Source organism: Aquimarina sp. MMG015 (genome assembly GCF_018100855.1).
Classification (GTDB): domain Bacteria; phylum Bacteroidota; class Bacteroidia; order Flavobacteriales; family Flavobacteriaceae; genus Aquimarina; species Aquimarina latercula.
Genome location: NZ_JAGJEB010000010.1, coordinates 130,022 through 146,769, shown reverse-complemented (window position 1 = coordinate 146,769; position 16,748 = coordinate 130,022). Strand labels below are relative to the sequence as shown.

The following is a 16,748-nucleotide window of genomic DNA, read 5'->3' as shown; positions in this document are numbered from 1 at the left end:
TTTATGCTTGTGTATTTATGATTTGAATTAATTTTTTCTTCGCTCTATGATATTGTGATTTAGAAGTAGAGCTAGAAATCTCTAATATCTCTGAAATCTCAATATGGTCATATCCCTCTATTAAGTACAGATTAATAATCTGTTTGTACCCATCTGGCAATTTTGTAATACCCTTTTTTATTTTTTCTATATCCCTAGTGTTAATAGATTCTTTAACTTCTTCTGTAATATGATATTCATGCTTATCTATTGGAGTAATTGGTATCTTTTTTAATTTTAAATGATTAATACTTTTATTAATTACTATTCTTTTTAACCAAGAACCAAAGGTGCTTTCGTATCTAAAAGATGTCAAGTTTTTAAAAGCATCAACAAAACTATCTTGTATAATATCTTCTGCATCTTCTCTTATACTTACTATTCTCATACTTACATTGTACATGGCATCTACATATAACTCATATAGCTTATACTGCGAATTTCGATCACCAGATTTGCTTTTTTCTATCAAATCTTTATGTGTATAAAGAATATTAGTTTTCAATTAATTAGAGTTGATTGTAAGTTTCTTTAAAGTTACTTTTCTTTTCTAGTTATTACTATTGACAAGACAAAAAGTAAAGGGTTGCATCTTTTTTATTTTTTTATTTTAAAAAATTAAAAAAGCCTGTAAAACATTTGTTTTACAGGCTTTTTAGATTATAAGATTGATTTATATATTATCCTATGATTTTGTTTAATGTATTACTAGGTCTCATTGCATTAGAAACCTTAGTAACATCTGGCCAATAATAACCACCCATATCAACAGCGCTTCCTTGAGCATCATTTAATTCTTGAATAATTATTGATTCATTCTCTCCTAATTCCTTGGCGATAGAAGCAAATTCATCTTTTAGATCATTATCTTTTGTTTGTTCAGCAAGTGCTTGTGCCCAATATAAAGCAAGATAAAAGTGACTACCACGATTGTCAAGTTCGTTTACTTTTCTTGATGGAGATTTTTTATTCTCTAAAAACTCTTCTGTTGCTTTATCTAATGCCTCAGCAATTATGAGCGATTTTGGATTGTTATTAACTTCTCCTAAGTGTTCTAAAGAAACCGCTAATGCTAAAAACTCACCTAGAGAATCCCAACGTAAGTGTCCTTCTTTATTGAATTGTTGGACGTGTTTAGGAGCAGATCCACCCGCACCAGTCTCAAATAAACCTCCACCATTCATCAACGGAACGATAGAAAGCATTTTTGCACTAGTTCCAAGTTCTAAAATAGGGAAGAGGTCCGTATTATAGTCACGTAATACATTTCCGGTAACAGAAATAGTATCTTTACCATCTTTTATTCTTTCTAAAGAGAACTTTGTAGCTTCTACTGGAGACATAATTCTAATGTCTAATCCTTCTGTATTGTGTTCTGGTAAGTAAGTATTTACCTTTTCGATCAGACTAGCATCGTGAGCTCTTGTTTTATCCAACCAAAATATTGCAGGAGTGTTTGTTGCTCTTGCTCTACTTACTGCTAATTTTACCCAATCTTTTACAGGAGCATCTTTGGTCTGACACATTCTCCAGATATCTCCTTGTTCTACAGGGTGTTCTATTAAAACAGTACCTGCACCATCTACAACACGAACGGTACCCGTTCCTTTTATTTCGAATGTTTTATCATGAGATCCGTATTCTTCGGCTTTTTTAGCCATTAAACCAACGTTAGGGACAGTTCCCATAGTTGTAGGATCGAAAGCTCCATGTTTTTTACAGAAATCTATAGTTTCTTGATATATTCCCGCGTAACTACTATCAGGTATAACAGCTTTAGTATCTTGAGTATTACCTTTTGCGTCCCACATTTGTCCAGAGTTACGGATCATTGCAGGCATGGAAGCATCGATAATAACATCACTTGGTACATGGAGATTGGTAATACCTTGATCAGAGTTAACCATCGCTAGTTGAGGACCATTTTCATAACAAGCTTTGATATCCTCCTCTATTTCTGCTCTCTTGCTAGCATCTGATATTTTCTTTAGTTTATTAACAAGGTCGCCAAAACCATTATTGACTTCAACACCTATTTCTTCTAGAATTTCACTATGCTTTTCGAATACATCTTTAAAGAATACTTCAACCGCATGACCAAAAATAATGGGATCTGACACCTTCATCATAGTCGCTTTCATATGTAATGAAAATAAGACATTTTTCTGCTTGGCATCAGCAATCTGTTCTTCTAGAAAAGAAATCAGTGCTTTTTTATTCATTACTGTAGCATCAATAATTTCTCCTGCAAGTAATGTTGTCTGTTCTTTTAATACTGTCGTATTACCATTATCATCAACGAATTCAATTTTAACATCTCCAGCATTAGAAATTGTAACTGACTTTTCATTAGACCTAAAATCACCATTGGCCATAGTGGCTACGTGTGTTTTGGAATCACTACTCCATTCACCCATCGAATGCGGGTTTTTTCTTGCATATTGTTTTACTGGTTTAGGGGCTCTACGATCAGAATTTCCTTCTCTTAATACTGGGTTTACAGCACTTCCTTTAATTTTATCATATTTAGCTTTTGTCTCCTTTTCAGTATCACTTTCTGGTTCTTCAGGATAACTAGGGATATCAAAACCTTGTAATTGTAACTCTGCTATAGCTGCCTTTAATTGAGGAACTGAAGCACTAATATTGGGTAACTTGATGATATTAGCTTCTGATTTTAAAGCTAATTCGCCAAGTTCAGCTAATGCATTTGCTTGTTTTTGTTTATCCGAAAGGTTCTCAGGAAAAATAGCTAGAATTCTTGCTGCAAGAGATATATCTTTAGTCTCAACTTCGATATTTGCGGCTTTGGTGAACTTTTTTACGATAGGTAAAAAAGAATAGGTAGCTAACGCAGGTGCTTCATCAGTTTTTGTGTAAACAATTTTTGAGGATTCAATTCCCATATTTTTTGATTTTGAATAAGATATTTATCAGAACTTTTGGTAAAATACCTTATGTATTATACTATCTATTAAGGAAACAATTAGTCGTTTAATTTTTCTTGGACAAATAATATTAACCTTTCTAAAAATATTCGAGGAACACTACGTGTATAAAAATATTATTCGCTGTAAGATTTTCCGAGCGCGAAGATACAAATATAGGGTAGTAAATGCAACCGGTACATTGTTAGTTTTGAGTTAAAGAGATTGAATTAGAAATCTTTGAAAAAGAATGGGGGTAAAAAATGGTTGTCGTAAAAAAAGTAGTTTAATTTGAGAATAATTTTAAATATAAAAAGCCATATCATAATACGAATATCTTGATATGGCTTTCGTTCAGAAATAATAATTTAGTTAGCTGTTTTACCCGCTATTAAATAATAACTTGCGTTAATTTATACCAAAACTGTTACCTCTGTTTTTGAGTAGTTTTAATTTACGAAAGAAAATACAATCATACTAGAAAATACTACTCAAGTGACTATTGCGAACGCTGTTGTATCTAAATTACTTATGTAATTTTTTAGTTTCTCATCCGAATAGTCTAATGCCACTTAAAATTAAAAAGGTGTCAAAACTTAATTTTTTCTTATGAATTTCATTCTGAAATGATTTTAAAGAGAATCCTTAAAGTGATTTCAACGATGTACTCAAAAAAATAACTTTCGTTTTATATTTATCCTAATCTTAAGATGGTTTATGTAAAATGTTCAAAGAACGAGTTTAGAAAAATATATTAAGAATCCTTGTGTCATCTCTTTATACTATATTATTTCTATATACTAAAGTTAAGAAAAAAGATTCAAGTGATTGGCATCTTGTATCTTTTTAGTTATCAACTGGTTATGAACCTAGTTTATTAACTTTTGTTCATAAAAAAAGGTTGCCATATGACAACCTTTAATATTATATAAGATGAAAGAATTAGCTTCTTTTTTCTTTAATACGAGCTTTCTTACCTGTAAGTTCTCTAAAGTAAAAGATACGTGCTCTACGAACTTTACCTCTTTTATTAATTTCGATTTTCTGAAGAGCTGGTAAATTAATCGGAAAAATACGTTCAACACCTACTGTACCAGACATTTTTCTGATAGTAAAAGTTTCACTAGAACCAGAACCTCTTCTTTGGATTACAACACCTCTAAAAAACTGAGTACGTGTTTTGTTTCCTTCTTTAATTTCGTAATATACTGTAATAGTATCACCTGCTGCAAATTCAGGTAACTCTTTTCTTGTTACAAACTCGTCTTGTACGAATTTTACTAAATCTTCCATTTTTGAAGTAGTTTACTTATGTTTTATTAAAGCAACATTCACGATTCTCGCCAGAGGTTGTTTCAATCAGGCTGCAAAAATAACTATTATTTAATGATTTGCAAGTATTTTTGGTAATATTGTTTGTAAAGATGATATTCAATTAATTGTCTAAATTTCAGTGAAATATCTTTTGTCTTTAGTTGAAACGCTTTATAGATTTATTAACATTAAAAATCAGAAACTAATCGTCTAATAAGTCTGGTCTTCGTTCTTTTGTTCTCTGGTATGCTTGTTCTTCTCTCCAAGCTTCAATTTTTGGAAAATTTCCGGATGTCAGTACTTCAGGGACTTTCCATCCTTTGTAATCTGCAGGTCTTGTATATATTGGAGGAGCTAATAAGTCATCTTGAAAAGAATCTGTTAACGCAGAGGTTTCATTACCTAATACTCCGGGGATTAATCTAATGATTGCATCACATAGTATTAAAGCACCTAATTCTCCGCCAGATAGTACGTAATCTCCAACTGATATTTCTTTAGTGATGAAATGATCTCTAACTCGTTGGTCAACACCTTTATAGTGGCCACAAAGAATTATTATATTCCCTTTTAGAGATAGTTGATTTGCAATTCCTTGGTTTAACGTGTCTCCATCCGGAGTCATATAAATGATTTCATCGTAAGTTCTTTCGGCTTTTAGTTTAGAAATACATTTATCTATTGGCTCTACCATCATTACCATGCCGGCACCACCACCAAATTGGTAATCATCAACCTGTTTGTAATTATCAGTGGTATAGTCTCTAAGATTATGGAGCTGTACTTCTACTAAACCTTTTTCTATTGATCGCTTCATAATTGAAGCTTCAAAAGGGCTTTTAAGAATATCGGGTACAACGGTTATTATGTCTATGCGCATCTTTTCTTATTAAGAATGCAAAGATGCAAAACAAATATGGTAAAATCCAGATATTTGGATTACTTAGCTCCGGTTTTACGTTGTTTGTTGATTTCATCCTGAAGTTTACGCATCACTTTTTGTTCTCTTTCTAAAGCTCTGCGTCTATGATCTTCAAACTCAGCTTCTGTTTCAGCTAAAGCTTTTTTAGCTTGTACAGTAACAGAATTACTATTTTTAAACTTAAAAACAAAGAAAGCAAGAAGCGCTACAAGTGCACCAACAATAGTCCACATCATAGTTTTATAACTACCTTTTGTGAACGGTATTCCTAAAAATGTCATACTATCTTTTTCTTCTGTAACCGTAGTAAGGTTTTCATTGGTTTTGGCTAGAGAAGCTTCAAGATTAGAAATGGAGGTTAGCTGTTCTGTTATTTTTTGATTAGAACTGTTTAATTTATCTTCTAATGTTTTAAGTGAATCTATTGTATTTCCTTTTAGTTTATCTAACCATACACGCTTAACAACTTTATATTCTTGATATTTTCCTGATTTTTTAATGACTACATCAAATTGAGTTTTAATATTTTCATTTTTTAATGCTTGTTCTGCAGTAAGATTATCTTCTTGTGCCTGAATGGTTTCAAAGATGGGGAATAGAGCTATGAAAACTAATAGGTACTTTGGTAATTTCATGTGTGAGTTTTAGTTGTTTTTAATGGTTGATTAAAACCTTGAGTATATTACATAAACTTTATTTTACTTGCTTAAGGAAGTTATCAATATACTTTTCAAGATTCTATTCTTTTTTACGTTAGTCTTTAATTAATTGTAACGGTAATAAATATACGATATTGTGGGTAATTTAAAAGATTTAAAAAGGAGTATAGTTAATCATATTTCTTAGTGTTTTGAAATTTACGAAAAGTTTTGTTTTTCAAACCATTTGTTTGTTAGGTTTATAAAACAAAAAAGTCATTATCTTGAGGATAACGACTTTTTAAGAATTATTATAATAGTTGGAATTACTAGTAATATGTAAAACGTCTTACTTTTGCTATATATTTGGATAGTCTGATTACTTGATGACTATATCCATATTCGTTATCATACCAAACATAAAGCACAGCATTATTACCTTTAGTATCTACAATTGTTGCATTGCTATCATATATTGATGGAGCGGATGATCCAACGATATCACTAGATACTAATTCGTTATCCAATGAATACTTAATTTGTTCAACTAGGTTTCCTTCTAAAGCGTATTTTTTAATAATAGCATTCATACTTTCTTTAGAGGTGTTTTTCTCTAAATTAAGATTAAGAATAGCTAAAGATCCGTTTGGTACTGGAACTCGAATAGCATTAGAAGTTAGTTTACCTTCAAAACTTGGTAATGCCTTAGAAACAGCTTTGCCAGCTCCAGTTTCAGTAATTACCATGTTTAATGCAGCTGCACGTCCTCTTCTATATTTTTTATGCATATTGTCCACCAAATTTTGATCATTGGTATATGCGTGTATTGTTTCTAAGTGTCCATTTATTACTCCAAAACTTTCGTCTACTGCCTGTAAAATTGGTGTAATTGCATTTGTAGTACAAGAAGCAGCTGAGAAAATATTTACTTTATCTGGATTGTGCTCTTGGTGATTTACTCCATGAACAATATTAGGAATCCCTTTTCCTGGTGCGGTAAGTAATACTTTGTCTATTCCTTTTGCTATTAAGTGTCTGCTTAAAGCTTCTTTATCTCTAAATGCTCCAGTATTGTCAATTAATAAGGCATTATCTATTCCATAAGAAGTATAATCTATATCTTCTGGATTGTTAGCGCTAATAATTTTTACTGTAGTGCCATTTATTATTAAAGAACTGTTTGCAATATCTGTTTCTACTAATCCAGCAAATTCTCCGTGTACTGAATCATTTCTTAATAAAGAAGCTCTTTTTTCTAAAACATCTTCTGTAATTGATCCTCTAGTTACGATAGCTCTTAATCTTAATTGACTGCCTTTTCCGGTAATAGTCATAAGTTCTCTAGCAACTAAACGCCCGATTCTTCCAAATCCATAAAGAACTACATCTTTTGGAGATATATTTTTAAATTTCTTAGCATCTTTTAGTTTGTTCATTACGAAACTAGTCGCAGAATCATATTCATTACCCGCAAGGTGATACTCATAAGTAAGTTTGCCGATATCTAATTTTGCAGGAGGTAAATCCATCAGTTTAATTGCTTGTGCAATTTCTACAGAATCAAAAATCGAAATTGGTTTTTGAACAAACTCACCAGCGTATTCATGCAGATTAAGGATTTCGCTTACATTTTTATCAATTAATTGATTACGAAATAGTACTAACTCAATAGAATTATCGTACCAAAGGTCACTCACAGTTTTAATAAATGCTACCGTAGCACGGCGTCTGTCTGCCTGAAAGGCAAGTTCTTTCTCATAAACTTCGTTAGAACTCATAATGTGTTGTGTTTTTAGAATCTTGAAATTTCGCGCAAAAGTATGAATTTCAAACGTTTTCGTAAAGTTTTTTAAATAAAAAAATCCCATTACTTTTTGTTAGTAATGGGATTGTTGATTTTACTTCACGTTCCTTCTAATTTTGGAAAACAAACTCTCTCTTTTCTCCATTACGATCAATTAAGCTGATAGTAATGTCTTCTTCTGGATATTTGCTTTCTATAATTTGTTTTACTTGTAAAACATCTTTTACCTTTTTGCTGTCTATCTCACTTATAATTAAGCCTTCTAGATTATATCGTTGCATTTTTGGACTTAGTGCTTTGCTGATGATTACTCCATGGTCCAAATCAAATTTCTTTAAATAGTCTGGATTTGGATTCGCTACTTCTACACCGACATCTTCAATGCTATATCTTTGGATAACATATTTGGACAAAGTTACAGGTACATTAAGTTCTTCATTTTCTCTAATTATTTTCACATTAATAATGTCATTAGGACTTTTGCTATTTACATAACCTGTTAGGTCGGCAAACTTCTTAATTCTTAATCCATCTATTTCCTTAATAACATCACCTTCTTTTAATCCAGCCTTCTTAGCGCCACTATCTTCACCTACATTTGTAATGATAACACCTTGAGTTTCATTAATGTTATATTTTTCCATTACCTGTTTAGTAAGATTATCTCCGTTTATACCTAATATTCCTCTTTGTACATCTCCAAATTCTAATATATCTTCCACAATTTTTCGAGCATTATTAGAGGGTACAGCAAAAGCATATCCTACATAACTTCCGGTTTGTGATGTAATTGCTGTGTTTATACCTATTAGTTCTCCTCGTATATTTACTAAAGCCCCACCGCTATTTCCTGGATTGATGGCTGCATCTGTTTGTATAAATGATTGGAAATTACCATCATATTCATTTAAATCTCTTGATTTGGCACTAATTATACCAGCAGTAACCGTAGATGTAAGGTTAAAAGGGTTACCAACTGCCAACACCCATTCTCCAATTTTTGCTGTATTTGAATTTCCGAAAGGGATATAGGATAATTTTTCATCGGAGTCGATTTTAATTAATGCAATATCTGATTGTGGAGCAGTGCCTATTACCTCTGCCTTATATGATTTATTATTGTTTAATGTAACTTCTAAATCAGTGGCACCATCTATTACATGATTGTTTGTAACTATGTATCCATCTTCTGTAATAATAACACCAGATCCAGCACCTTGAATCTTTCTTTCGGTAGTTCCTCCATTTCTAAAGTATTCCATCAGATTCCTTGGTGTCTTGGAAATTCCATATTGTTTAACGTGAACAACGGCATTTACTGTTTTTTCTGCAGCAACAGTAAAATCAACATTGGTGCCCGCGGTATTTATGTTAGTTGCAGTATACGTGGTTGGGATTAAATTTGTTTTTTGTGTGGTCTCATTTTTAGTAATAACAACCGCTTCAGGTTCGAGAAACATTTTATATGCTCCCAATGTCATTACTCCTGCTAAAATAGCTACAACCAATAAGCTAAAAAATCTTTTCATCTTCTTTTCTTTTTTCGTTTAATTTGACTAGTACTATAATATAGACTCTTAATAACTATTAAAATTACAACTATAGTATATTTTTTTTAGATATTTAACGGACCATTAACAACGATTATATGTTTACTTTCTTTGTACCTTTGCTCTTTATAATTGAATAAAATAATGAACCTTACTTTTTATAAATATCAAGGTACCGGTAATGATTTTGTAATCATTGATAATAGAGAATCAATTTTGTCCAAAAATAATACCAAATTATTCGCAAGACTTTGTGACAGAAAATTTGGAATAGGAGCAGACGGTTTAATGTTGCTAGAACTTCCTCAAAATGAAGAAGATGATTTTACTATGGTGTATTTTAATGCAGACGGTAATGAGAGTACCATGTGTGGTAATGGAGGAAGATGTTTGGTAGCTTTTGCAGCTTTTTTAGATGTAGTTGACGACAGGGCTACTTTTACCGCAATTGACGGAAAGCATAAGGCAGAAATAAAGAATGGGGTAGTTTATTTGCAAATGCAGGATGTTTCCAAAATCGAACAATATGATTCACATTTGTTTTTAGATACCGGTTCTCCACACCATGTAACTATGGTAAATGATTTGGTTTCTTATGATGTTCCCAATATTGGTCGTGAAATTAGAAATGGATCTCCGTATTTTGAGGAGGGAAGTAATGTCAATTTTGTGCAAAAAGAATCTGATGATTTATTTTCTGTACGTACTTATGAAAGAGGGGTAGAAGATGAGACTTTATCATGTGGGACAGGTGTAACTGCAGTTGCATTATCTATGCATAGAACAAAAATGACGGATAAAGAAGAAGTTAGTGTAAAAACTCCTGGAGGTGAATTAAGGGTAACTTTTAAGGAAACTATTAATGGTTATGAAGATATATTTCTTATTGGTCCAGCAGAACAAGTTTTTAAAGGAGAGATCACATGTTGACATTAAAAGGTGAGCATATTTATCTGAGGGCATTAGAACCTGAAGATTTAGATTTTGTTTATTTAATTGAAAACGATGAGCAAATATGGGAGATGAGTACAACTCAAACTCCTTACTCTAGATTTTTGATTAAACAATATTTAGAGAATGCACATCAGGATATTTATGATGCCAAACAATTACGACTCGTTATTTGTTCATATGATGGAGCTACATTAGGACTTATTGATTTGTTCGATTTTAACCCGACTCACAATAGGGCAGGAGTAGGTATTCTAATAGCAGAAAAAGAGCACCGCGGAAAAGGATATGGTAAAGAAGCTCTACGCATTATTAAGAATTACGGTAAAACACACTTACGGTTACATCAATTATACGCTAACATTGCAGAAGATAATGTTGCAAGTATAAGGTTGTTTGAGAAAGAAGGGTTTATAAATATAGGAGTAAAGAAAGAATGGAACCTTGTATCTGGTATGTACAAGGATGAATTATTATATCAACATATATATGTACATTAAAAGAATATTATTAATAATAGCCTTAATTGGTTTAATAGGTGGTGGGTTGTTTGCGTATTATGTGTATCAGGCAGTTTTTTCTCCTAATACAAATTTTGATTCTGAAACAACAACAGTATTTATACCTTCGGGAACAACATATCCAGAATTAAGAAAAATTATACATCCTTTATTAAAAGACCCCTCCAGTTTTGATAAAATAGCTGCCAAAAAAGGGTATACTAATAAAGTGAAAGCAGGAAGGTATATCCTTAAAAAAGGATTAAACAATAATGAACTTGTAGGTTTATTGCGAAGTAAAAACACACCAATTCAACTAAGTTTTAATAATCAAGAAAGATTGGAAAACCTAGCGGCTAGAGTTGCTCAACAGATAGAGGCTGATAGTTTGTCTTTATTAAAAGCTTTTAAAGATGCGGATTTTATAGCTGAACAAGGTTTTACAATTGATAATGCACTAGCAATGTATGTTCCGAATAAATATGAGTTTTTTTGGAATACATCTGCTGAGCAGTTTAGAAGCCGAATGTTGAAAGAGTATAAACGGTTTTGGAATGATAATAGGACAAGTAAGGCGAAAAGTATTGGTTTAACATTTAATGAAATAACTACTATTGCTTCTGTTGTCCAAAAAGAGACAGCTAAGGTAGATGAACGACCAAGGGTGGCAGGAGTTTATATGAATAGATATAAAAATGGATGGAAACTCGATGCAGATCCAACAGTTATATACGCATTGAAAAAACATAGAGATGACTGGGATATGGTTATTAAAAGAGTACTTTATAAAGATTTAGAGTTAGACAGTCCTTATAATACTTATAAGTACAGCACCTTACCTCCAGGACCTATTACTATGCCAGATATTTCTTCTATTGATGCAGTGCTTAATTATGAAAATCATGAGTACTACTTCTTTGTGGCTAATGTAGAAAACTTTGGATATCATAAGTTTGCTAAAACAATGGCTCAACACAATAGAAATAAAAAACAATACATCAATTGGATTAATAAACAAGGAGTAAATAGATAGAATTTCTAAGGTTCTTTTTGTAGGAAAAAATCATTCCGGATTGTAGATAAAAACGTTTTCTAGTGTTAACTTATCAACATTTTCTTTTCGAATCTTGTTAATTACCTAACAAACTTGTTGTGTGATTTTAATCGATCAAAACTCTTACTTTGACGTTTAAGTGCAATATTTAAGAGTTTTTTTGACTTTTTAGTACTTTTTTTAACTCTTTTTTATGTGTAAACACCTGTTTTTCAGTATTATAATAAGTTTAACATGTTATAGTGCTTGGTTTAAAAAAAAGCTGTATATTTGCACCGCAAAAATTTAAGTAGAGGGGAACATCTTTTTGATGTCTACTTAGAAATTTTTTATATGATAAAAAGGATAATTGGACTTTTTTTAATTCTTACAATCGGGGGAATCGTTTTAGTAAGTTTTAAACCAAAAAATAGCACAGATCTAAGCTCGTATAGTACCGCTGGATTAGATCTTTATTATATCGCTCCTAATTTTAATGAAATAGAGGATGGTCTTGATTACAATGAAATTAACGATGATCTAATAAGTAATTTCGTTTATCCAGAGTTAGGTAAGTCATATGTAGGTTTTAAAGAAGCTGTAGCTTTTAAAGAGTCTAGAGGAGACTACGGTGTTGTAAATCAATTTGGATACATGGGAAAGTATCAATTTGGTATAGGGACTCTTCAGTTGATCGGTATAAAAAATAAAAATATTTTTCTTTCTACTCCAGAATTACAGGAAAGAGCATTTTATGCAAACCTTTCTAGGAATAAATGGATTTTACGCAGAGATCTTAAATGGTTTGCTGGTAAAAGAATGAATGGTATTATGATTACGGAGTCTGGTGTACTTGCTGCAGCACACCTTGCAGGACCAGGTGCAGTAAAAAAATATCTTCGCAGCGGTGGAGTAGATGGTTTTGCTGATGCTTTTGGTACAACAATCCGATATTACATGAAGCGTTTTTCTGGGTTTGATACATCGTTCGTTGTTCCTAATAGAAAGGCAAAAGCTTAATTTTTACTAGAAATCTCTTTGGATAATAAATATTGTAGGTTTTTTGTGTAATTCAATTTGCTCATTCTTCCATTCTTCTACAGTTTTAGTTTTTATATACTCTGTAGTTAACGTGATATCACTTGCGATACATAATCTAGTATTTTGATTAAGAATGGCTAATAAGTCGGCTAACATTTTATCATTTCTGTAAGGAGTTTCTATAAAAATTTGAGCTTGATTTTTTTCAAGAGAATTTTTTTCAAGAAACTTAATGGTAGATTTTCTTTCGTTTTTATCAATTGGCAGATAACCGTTAAAGCTGAAATTTTGTCCATTCATACCACTACTCATCATAGCCAGAAATATAGATGATGGTCCAACTAGAGGTGTTACTTGAATTCCTTTTTCGTGTGCTAACCTTACTACTTCTGCTCCTGGGTCAGCAATACCGGGACATCCAGCATCTGATAATAATCCAATAGATTCTCCATTGAGGCAGGGAGCTAAGTAATTTGGTATTTCAGAAGCATCAGTGTATTTGTTTACTGAATGAATAATTAAGGATCGTTGTGATTTGCTAGGGCTTACTTTTTTTATAAAGCGTCTTGCGGGTTTTTCGTTTTCAACGATGTAATGATTTACTTGTTCTAGTACTTTTTTTATAGAGATAGGTAGTACTTCTAATGGTACGTCGTCTCCTAATCTAGTTGGGATTAAATATAATTTTCCTTTAGGATCTAGGGGTTTTGATTCCATAATGTTTATTTAGTAGCTAATTTTTGATTAATTGAATTTTGTGTGCTATTCTTAGGGTTTGTGATCCAGATGATGAATTTGGATATGCTTTGGAAATAATGTGGGTATTGGTGAAAAGTTAATTTTGTTTTCAAAGAATAGTATATTTAAATTAGGTTAACTGTTTCTAAATATACAAAAACTTTGTTTTCTAGGCTAGGTCTCTTTTTATAGCTTTGTAACAATATGGTCACATGCTTTATCTAGCATTTGATAAACATTTTCAAAACCCTGATCTCCTACATAATACGGATCTGGAACATCTAGATTTTGATACGGTTGTAATTCGTTTAAAATTAACTTTACTTTTTTACGATCTTCTTCATTACGAGAAAGTTTTATTATGTTTTGGTAGTTAGAATTATCCATTGGATAGATGAAATCGTAATGATCAAAGTCACTGACTTTAAACTGAGCAGCTCTTTGATTTGTAATATCTATCCCATGTTTTCTGGCAGTTTCAATAGATCTTCTGTCTGGTTGTTCTCCAATATGGTAATTGCTTGTGCCGCTTGAATCTACTTGAAATTTTTCAGAATCTAGTTTAGATGCTAGAATGCCTTCTGCCAAGGGAGACCTGCATATGTTTCCTAGGCATACCATTAAGATCTTAACTTTCATGTAAATCAGGATTTTAGAGGGTAAGCTTCTTGCCTAAATCTTCTACGTATTTTCTAAATTGCTTATCTGTAGAGGAAAGGTTGTCAACAGTTTTGCAAGCATGAAGTACAGTAGCGTGATCTCTTTTTCCTATTTGTGTTCCAATACTTGCTAATGAAGCCTTTGTTAGCTTCTTAGCAAAGAACATGGCTAACTGTCTTGCTTGTACTATATGACGTTTACGTGTTTTGGATTGTAATGTTTCTACATCCATTTGAAAATAGTCACTAACTACTTTTTGTATGTAGTCTATGGATACTTCTCGTTTTGTGTTTTTAACATAATTGTCTACAATAGCTTTTGCAAGATCTATTGTGATATCCTTTTTGTTGAAGGAGGAGTGAGCAATTAATGATATAATAGCGCCTTCTAATTCGCGGATATTGGTTTTTATGTTGTTTGCTAAAAACTCCACAATATCTTCAGGCATCTCTACACCGTCACGATAAAGTTTGTTTTTTATAATTGAGATTCTTGTTTCAAAATCTGGTTGATGCAGCTCTGCAGATAATCCCCATTTAAAACGTGAAAGTAATCGTTGTTCAATATCCTGCATGTCTACAGGAGCTTTGTCACTAGTAAGAATTACTTGTTTACCGTTTTGATGTAGGTGATTAAATATATGAAAGAATACATCTTGTGTTCCAGCTTTTCCCGATAATAGTTGAATGTCATCTACTATTAATACATCGATGATTTGATAAAAATGAATAAAATCATTTCTATTATTCTTTTTTACAGACTCGATGTACTGCTGAGTGAATTTTTCAGCAGAAATATATAAGACTGTTTTTTCGGGATAATTATCTTTAATGTTAACTCCAATGGCATGAGCTAGGTGGGTTTTACCTAATCCTACTCCTCCAAAAATTAATAAAGGGTTAAAAGAAGTACCTCCAGGTTTGTTAGCAACAGCCATTCCTGCTGATCTTGCTAGTCTGTTAGAGTCTCCTTCTAAGAAATTTTCAAAATTATAACTTGGATTTAACTGAGATTCAATTTTTACATTTCTAATTCCAGGAATTACAAATGGGTTTTTTAATTCAGGATTTTTGCTTTTGATTGGCACATCAACTTCCTGAGAGCTCACTGCTTTTCTATTAGCACTAGGAATCTTTTCAGTAAATGGTTTTTTGTTACCATACGTATTTTCCATTTTAATAATGTATACCAACTTTGCAGTTTCTCCTAGTTCTCTAGTTAAAGATACTTTAAGAAGGTTTACGTAGTGTTCTTCTAGCCACTCATAAAAAAACTTACTGGGTACTTGAATACTCAAAGCGCTATCCGTAAGCTTTACAGCTTTAATAGGTTCAAACCAGGTTTTAAAAGCTTGCGGGGTAATGTTATCCTCTATAAAAGACAGACAATTATCCCAAACTGATTGCGCAGTTATATTCATTAGAGTGGTTAGATTACTTTTATTAGGTTATTAACGGAAAATTGTTGAAAAAGTTCCTTCTTTTTTTGCAAGACAAATATGTGAACAAAAAATGTAAAAAAAAAACGATTTTGGGGTTGAATTTTAATTATTTTTTTCGCATACTTAGATAATTGCAATTTTATATTAATCATACTTTTTTAATAAAATAAATGTCAATCAGTTCAGAAACATCATTTAAAGTTAGGTATTCCGAAACCGATCAAATGGGAGTAGTCCATCACGGTAACTACGCACAATATTTAGAGTTAGCCCGTATTGATTGGCTATCAAGACTGGGTGTTTCCTATAAATCAATGGAAGAAAGCGGTATTATGCTTCCTGTTTTTACATTAGATTTTAAATTTAAGAAATCTGCATTCTTTGACGACGAATTAACTGTTAAAACTTTTTTAAAGAAAATTCCTACAGTTCGTATCATTTTTGACTACAAAATTTACAATCAAGATGAAGAATTGTTAACAATTGCTTCTTCAACATTGGTATTTGTAGATGCCGAAACCAGAAAACCAATTTTATGCCCACCTTACTTACTAAACATAATAGAAAAAGAGTTTAATCGTCTACTCGTTTAATTTCTACTTCGTACAACGTAGAGAAAAGATCATTTATTTCATTAGCTATTGTTTTTCTTACAGAAATAAACATTTTACAGTCTAATTCTAATTTTTGATTGGTAATTTTAAGTTGACGCTCCTTTATAATTCGCATCACTTTGTTCATGTTTTTATATTCGAAAGTGATACAGAATTTAATATCGATTGTTTTTTCTAAAATATTAGAAGATTGAAGAGATAATTGTGCTGCTGTTCTATAAGCGTTAATTAACCCTCCAACACCAAGCTTAACACCACCAAAATATCTAACAACTACTATTAAGATATTTGTGACTTGAAAGGATTGAATTTGTCCATAAATAGGTTGGCCTGCTGAGTTAGAAGGTTCTCCATCATCATTACTTCTGTATTTTATGTTTTCGGTGCCAAGTTGCCAAGCATAACACCAATGTCTAGCAGCATGATGTTGTTTTTTTAATGATTCTATGATTGATTTTACTTCTTCTTCCGAAATTATAGGAAATGAGTATCCAAAGAATTTACTGTTCTTGTCCTTAAATAAAACCTCTTCTCCTGGCTCAGTTATTGTCTTGTAAGTGTCTGTAGTGTTCAATT

16 protein-coding genes are annotated in these 16,748 nt (G+C 31.8%); 5 read left to right on the top strand and 11 right to left on the bottom strand.

The window, feature by feature from the left end; translation table 11 throughout:
- Window position 1: 1 nt before the first annotated feature.
- The 7 genes from J8L88_RS18330 to J8L88_RS18300 form a co-directional block, all read right to left on the bottom strand.
- A complete protein-coding gene (locus J8L88_RS18330; protein ID WP_027393559.1) occupies window positions 2-544 on the bottom strand; it encodes an RNA polymerase sigma factor in 543 nt (180 codons plus the stop codon).
- 175 nt (window positions 545-719) lie between these two features.
- Window positions 720-2,945 carry an NADP-dependent isocitrate dehydrogenase gene (locus tag J8L88_RS18325; protein ID WP_211061498.1) on the bottom strand — a complete coding sequence of 742 codons (2,226 nt, stop codon included), beginning with the start codon at window positions 2,943-2,945 and terminating at the stop codon, window positions 720-722.
- A 963-nt stretch (window positions 2,946-3,908) separates the two neighbouring features.
- The gene (rplS, locus tag J8L88_RS18320) at window positions 3,909-4,259 is read right to left on the bottom strand and encodes a 50S ribosomal protein L19 (RefSeq protein WP_027393561.1); all 351 of its coding nucleotides are present in this window, start codon (window positions 4,257-4,259) and stop codon (window positions 3,909-3,911) included.
- A gap of 223 nt (window positions 4,260-4,482) precedes the next feature.
- Entirely contained in the window at window positions 4,483-5,160 is a 678-nt protein-coding gene (gene trmD / locus J8L88_RS18315) for a tRNA (guanosine(37)-N1)-methyltransferase TrmD (protein ID WP_027393562.1), read from the bottom strand.
- A 59-nt stretch (window positions 5,161-5,219) separates the two neighbouring features.
- Window positions 5,220-5,837: a tRNA (guanine-N1)-methyltransferase gene (locus J8L88_RS18310; protein ID WP_211061497.1), complete on the bottom strand. Its 618-nt coding sequence runs from the start codon at window positions 5,835-5,837 to the stop codon at window positions 5,220-5,222.
- Between the two features lie 332 nt (window positions 5,838-6,169).
- Window positions 6,170-7,618 (bottom strand): glyceraldehyde-3-phosphate dehydrogenase, encoded by a 1,449-nt coding sequence (locus J8L88_RS18305; protein WP_118389842.1) that lies wholly within the window; start codon window positions 7,616-7,618, stop codon window positions 6,170-6,172.
- Between the two features lie 136 nt (window positions 7,619-7,754).
- Window positions 7,755-9,173 carry a trypsin-like peptidase domain-containing protein gene (locus tag J8L88_RS18300; protein WP_211061496.1) on the bottom strand — a complete coding sequence of 473 codons (1,419 nt, stop codon included), beginning with the start codon at window positions 9,171-9,173 and terminating at the stop codon, window positions 7,755-7,757.
- Window positions 9,174-9,338: 165 nt separating this feature from the next.
- Here J8L88_RS18300 and dapF point away from each other — a divergent pair, with 165 nt between their 5' ends.
- The 4 genes from dapF (at window position 9,339) to J8L88_RS18280 (ending at window position 12,698) form a co-directional block, all read left to right on the top strand.
- Window positions 9,339-10,124, top strand: a complete 786-nt coding sequence (gene dapF / locus J8L88_RS18295) for a diaminopimelate epimerase (RefSeq protein WP_027393566.1) — start codon at window positions 9,339-9,341, stop codon at window positions 10,122-10,124.
- The gene (locus tag J8L88_RS18290) at window positions 10,118-10,645 is read left to right on the top strand and encodes a GNAT family N-acetyltransferase (RefSeq protein WP_027393567.1); all 528 of its coding nucleotides are present in this window, start codon (window positions 10,118-10,120) and stop codon (window positions 10,643-10,645) included. The genes dapF and J8L88_RS18290 overlap by 7 nt, the downstream gene beginning before the upstream one ends.
- Window positions 10,635-11,678, top strand: a complete 1,044-nt coding sequence (gene mltG / locus J8L88_RS18285) for an endolytic transglycosylase MltG (RefSeq protein WP_211061495.1) — start codon at window positions 10,635-10,637, stop codon at window positions 11,676-11,678. The genes J8L88_RS18290 and mltG overlap by 11 nt, the downstream gene beginning before the upstream one ends.
- 354 nt (window positions 11,679-12,032) lie before the next feature.
- Complete coding sequence (locus J8L88_RS18280; protein WP_118385870.1) at window positions 12,033-12,698, top strand: peptidoglycan-binding protein LysM; 666 nt, start codon at window positions 12,033-12,035, stop codon at window positions 12,696-12,698.
- A gap of 6 nt (window positions 12,699-12,704) precedes the next feature.
- On the opposite strand, the gene J8L88_RS18275 is transcribed toward J8L88_RS18280, so the two are convergent.
- The 3 genes from J8L88_RS18275 to dnaA all read right to left on the bottom strand — a co-directional run bounded on the left by J8L88_RS18275 (window position 12,705) and on the right by dnaA (window position 15,537).
- Complete coding sequence (locus J8L88_RS18275) at window positions 12,705-13,436, bottom strand: SAM-dependent methyltransferase (RefSeq protein WP_118385871.1); 732 nt, start codon at window positions 13,434-13,436, stop codon at window positions 12,705-12,707.
- 207 nt (window positions 13,437-13,643) lie between these two features.
- Entirely contained in the window at window positions 13,644-14,096 is a 453-nt protein-coding gene (locus tag J8L88_RS18270; protein ID WP_211061494.1) for a low molecular weight protein-tyrosine-phosphatase, read from the bottom strand.
- A gap of 13 nt (window positions 14,097-14,109) precedes the next feature.
- Window positions 14,110-15,537 (bottom strand): chromosomal replication initiator protein DnaA, encoded by a 1,428-nt coding sequence (dnaA, locus tag J8L88_RS18265; RefSeq protein WP_027393572.1) that lies wholly within the window; start codon window positions 15,535-15,537, stop codon window positions 14,110-14,112.
- Window positions 15,538-15,728: 191 nt separating this feature from the next.
- Between dnaA and J8L88_RS18260 the strand changes: the two genes are divergently transcribed.
- Window positions 15,729-16,151: a thioesterase family protein gene (locus tag J8L88_RS18260; protein ID WP_027393573.1), complete on the top strand. Its 423-nt coding sequence runs from the start codon at window positions 15,729-15,731 to the stop codon at window positions 16,149-16,151.
- Here the strand turns inward: J8L88_RS18260 and J8L88_RS18255 are convergent.
- Window positions 16,132-16,746: a YigZ family protein gene (locus J8L88_RS18255; RefSeq protein ID WP_211061493.1), complete on the bottom strand. Its 615-nt coding sequence runs from the start codon at window positions 16,744-16,746 to the stop codon at window positions 16,132-16,134. The genes J8L88_RS18260 and J8L88_RS18255 overlap by 20 nt on opposite strands.
- Window positions 16,747-16,748: the final 2 nt, after the last annotated feature.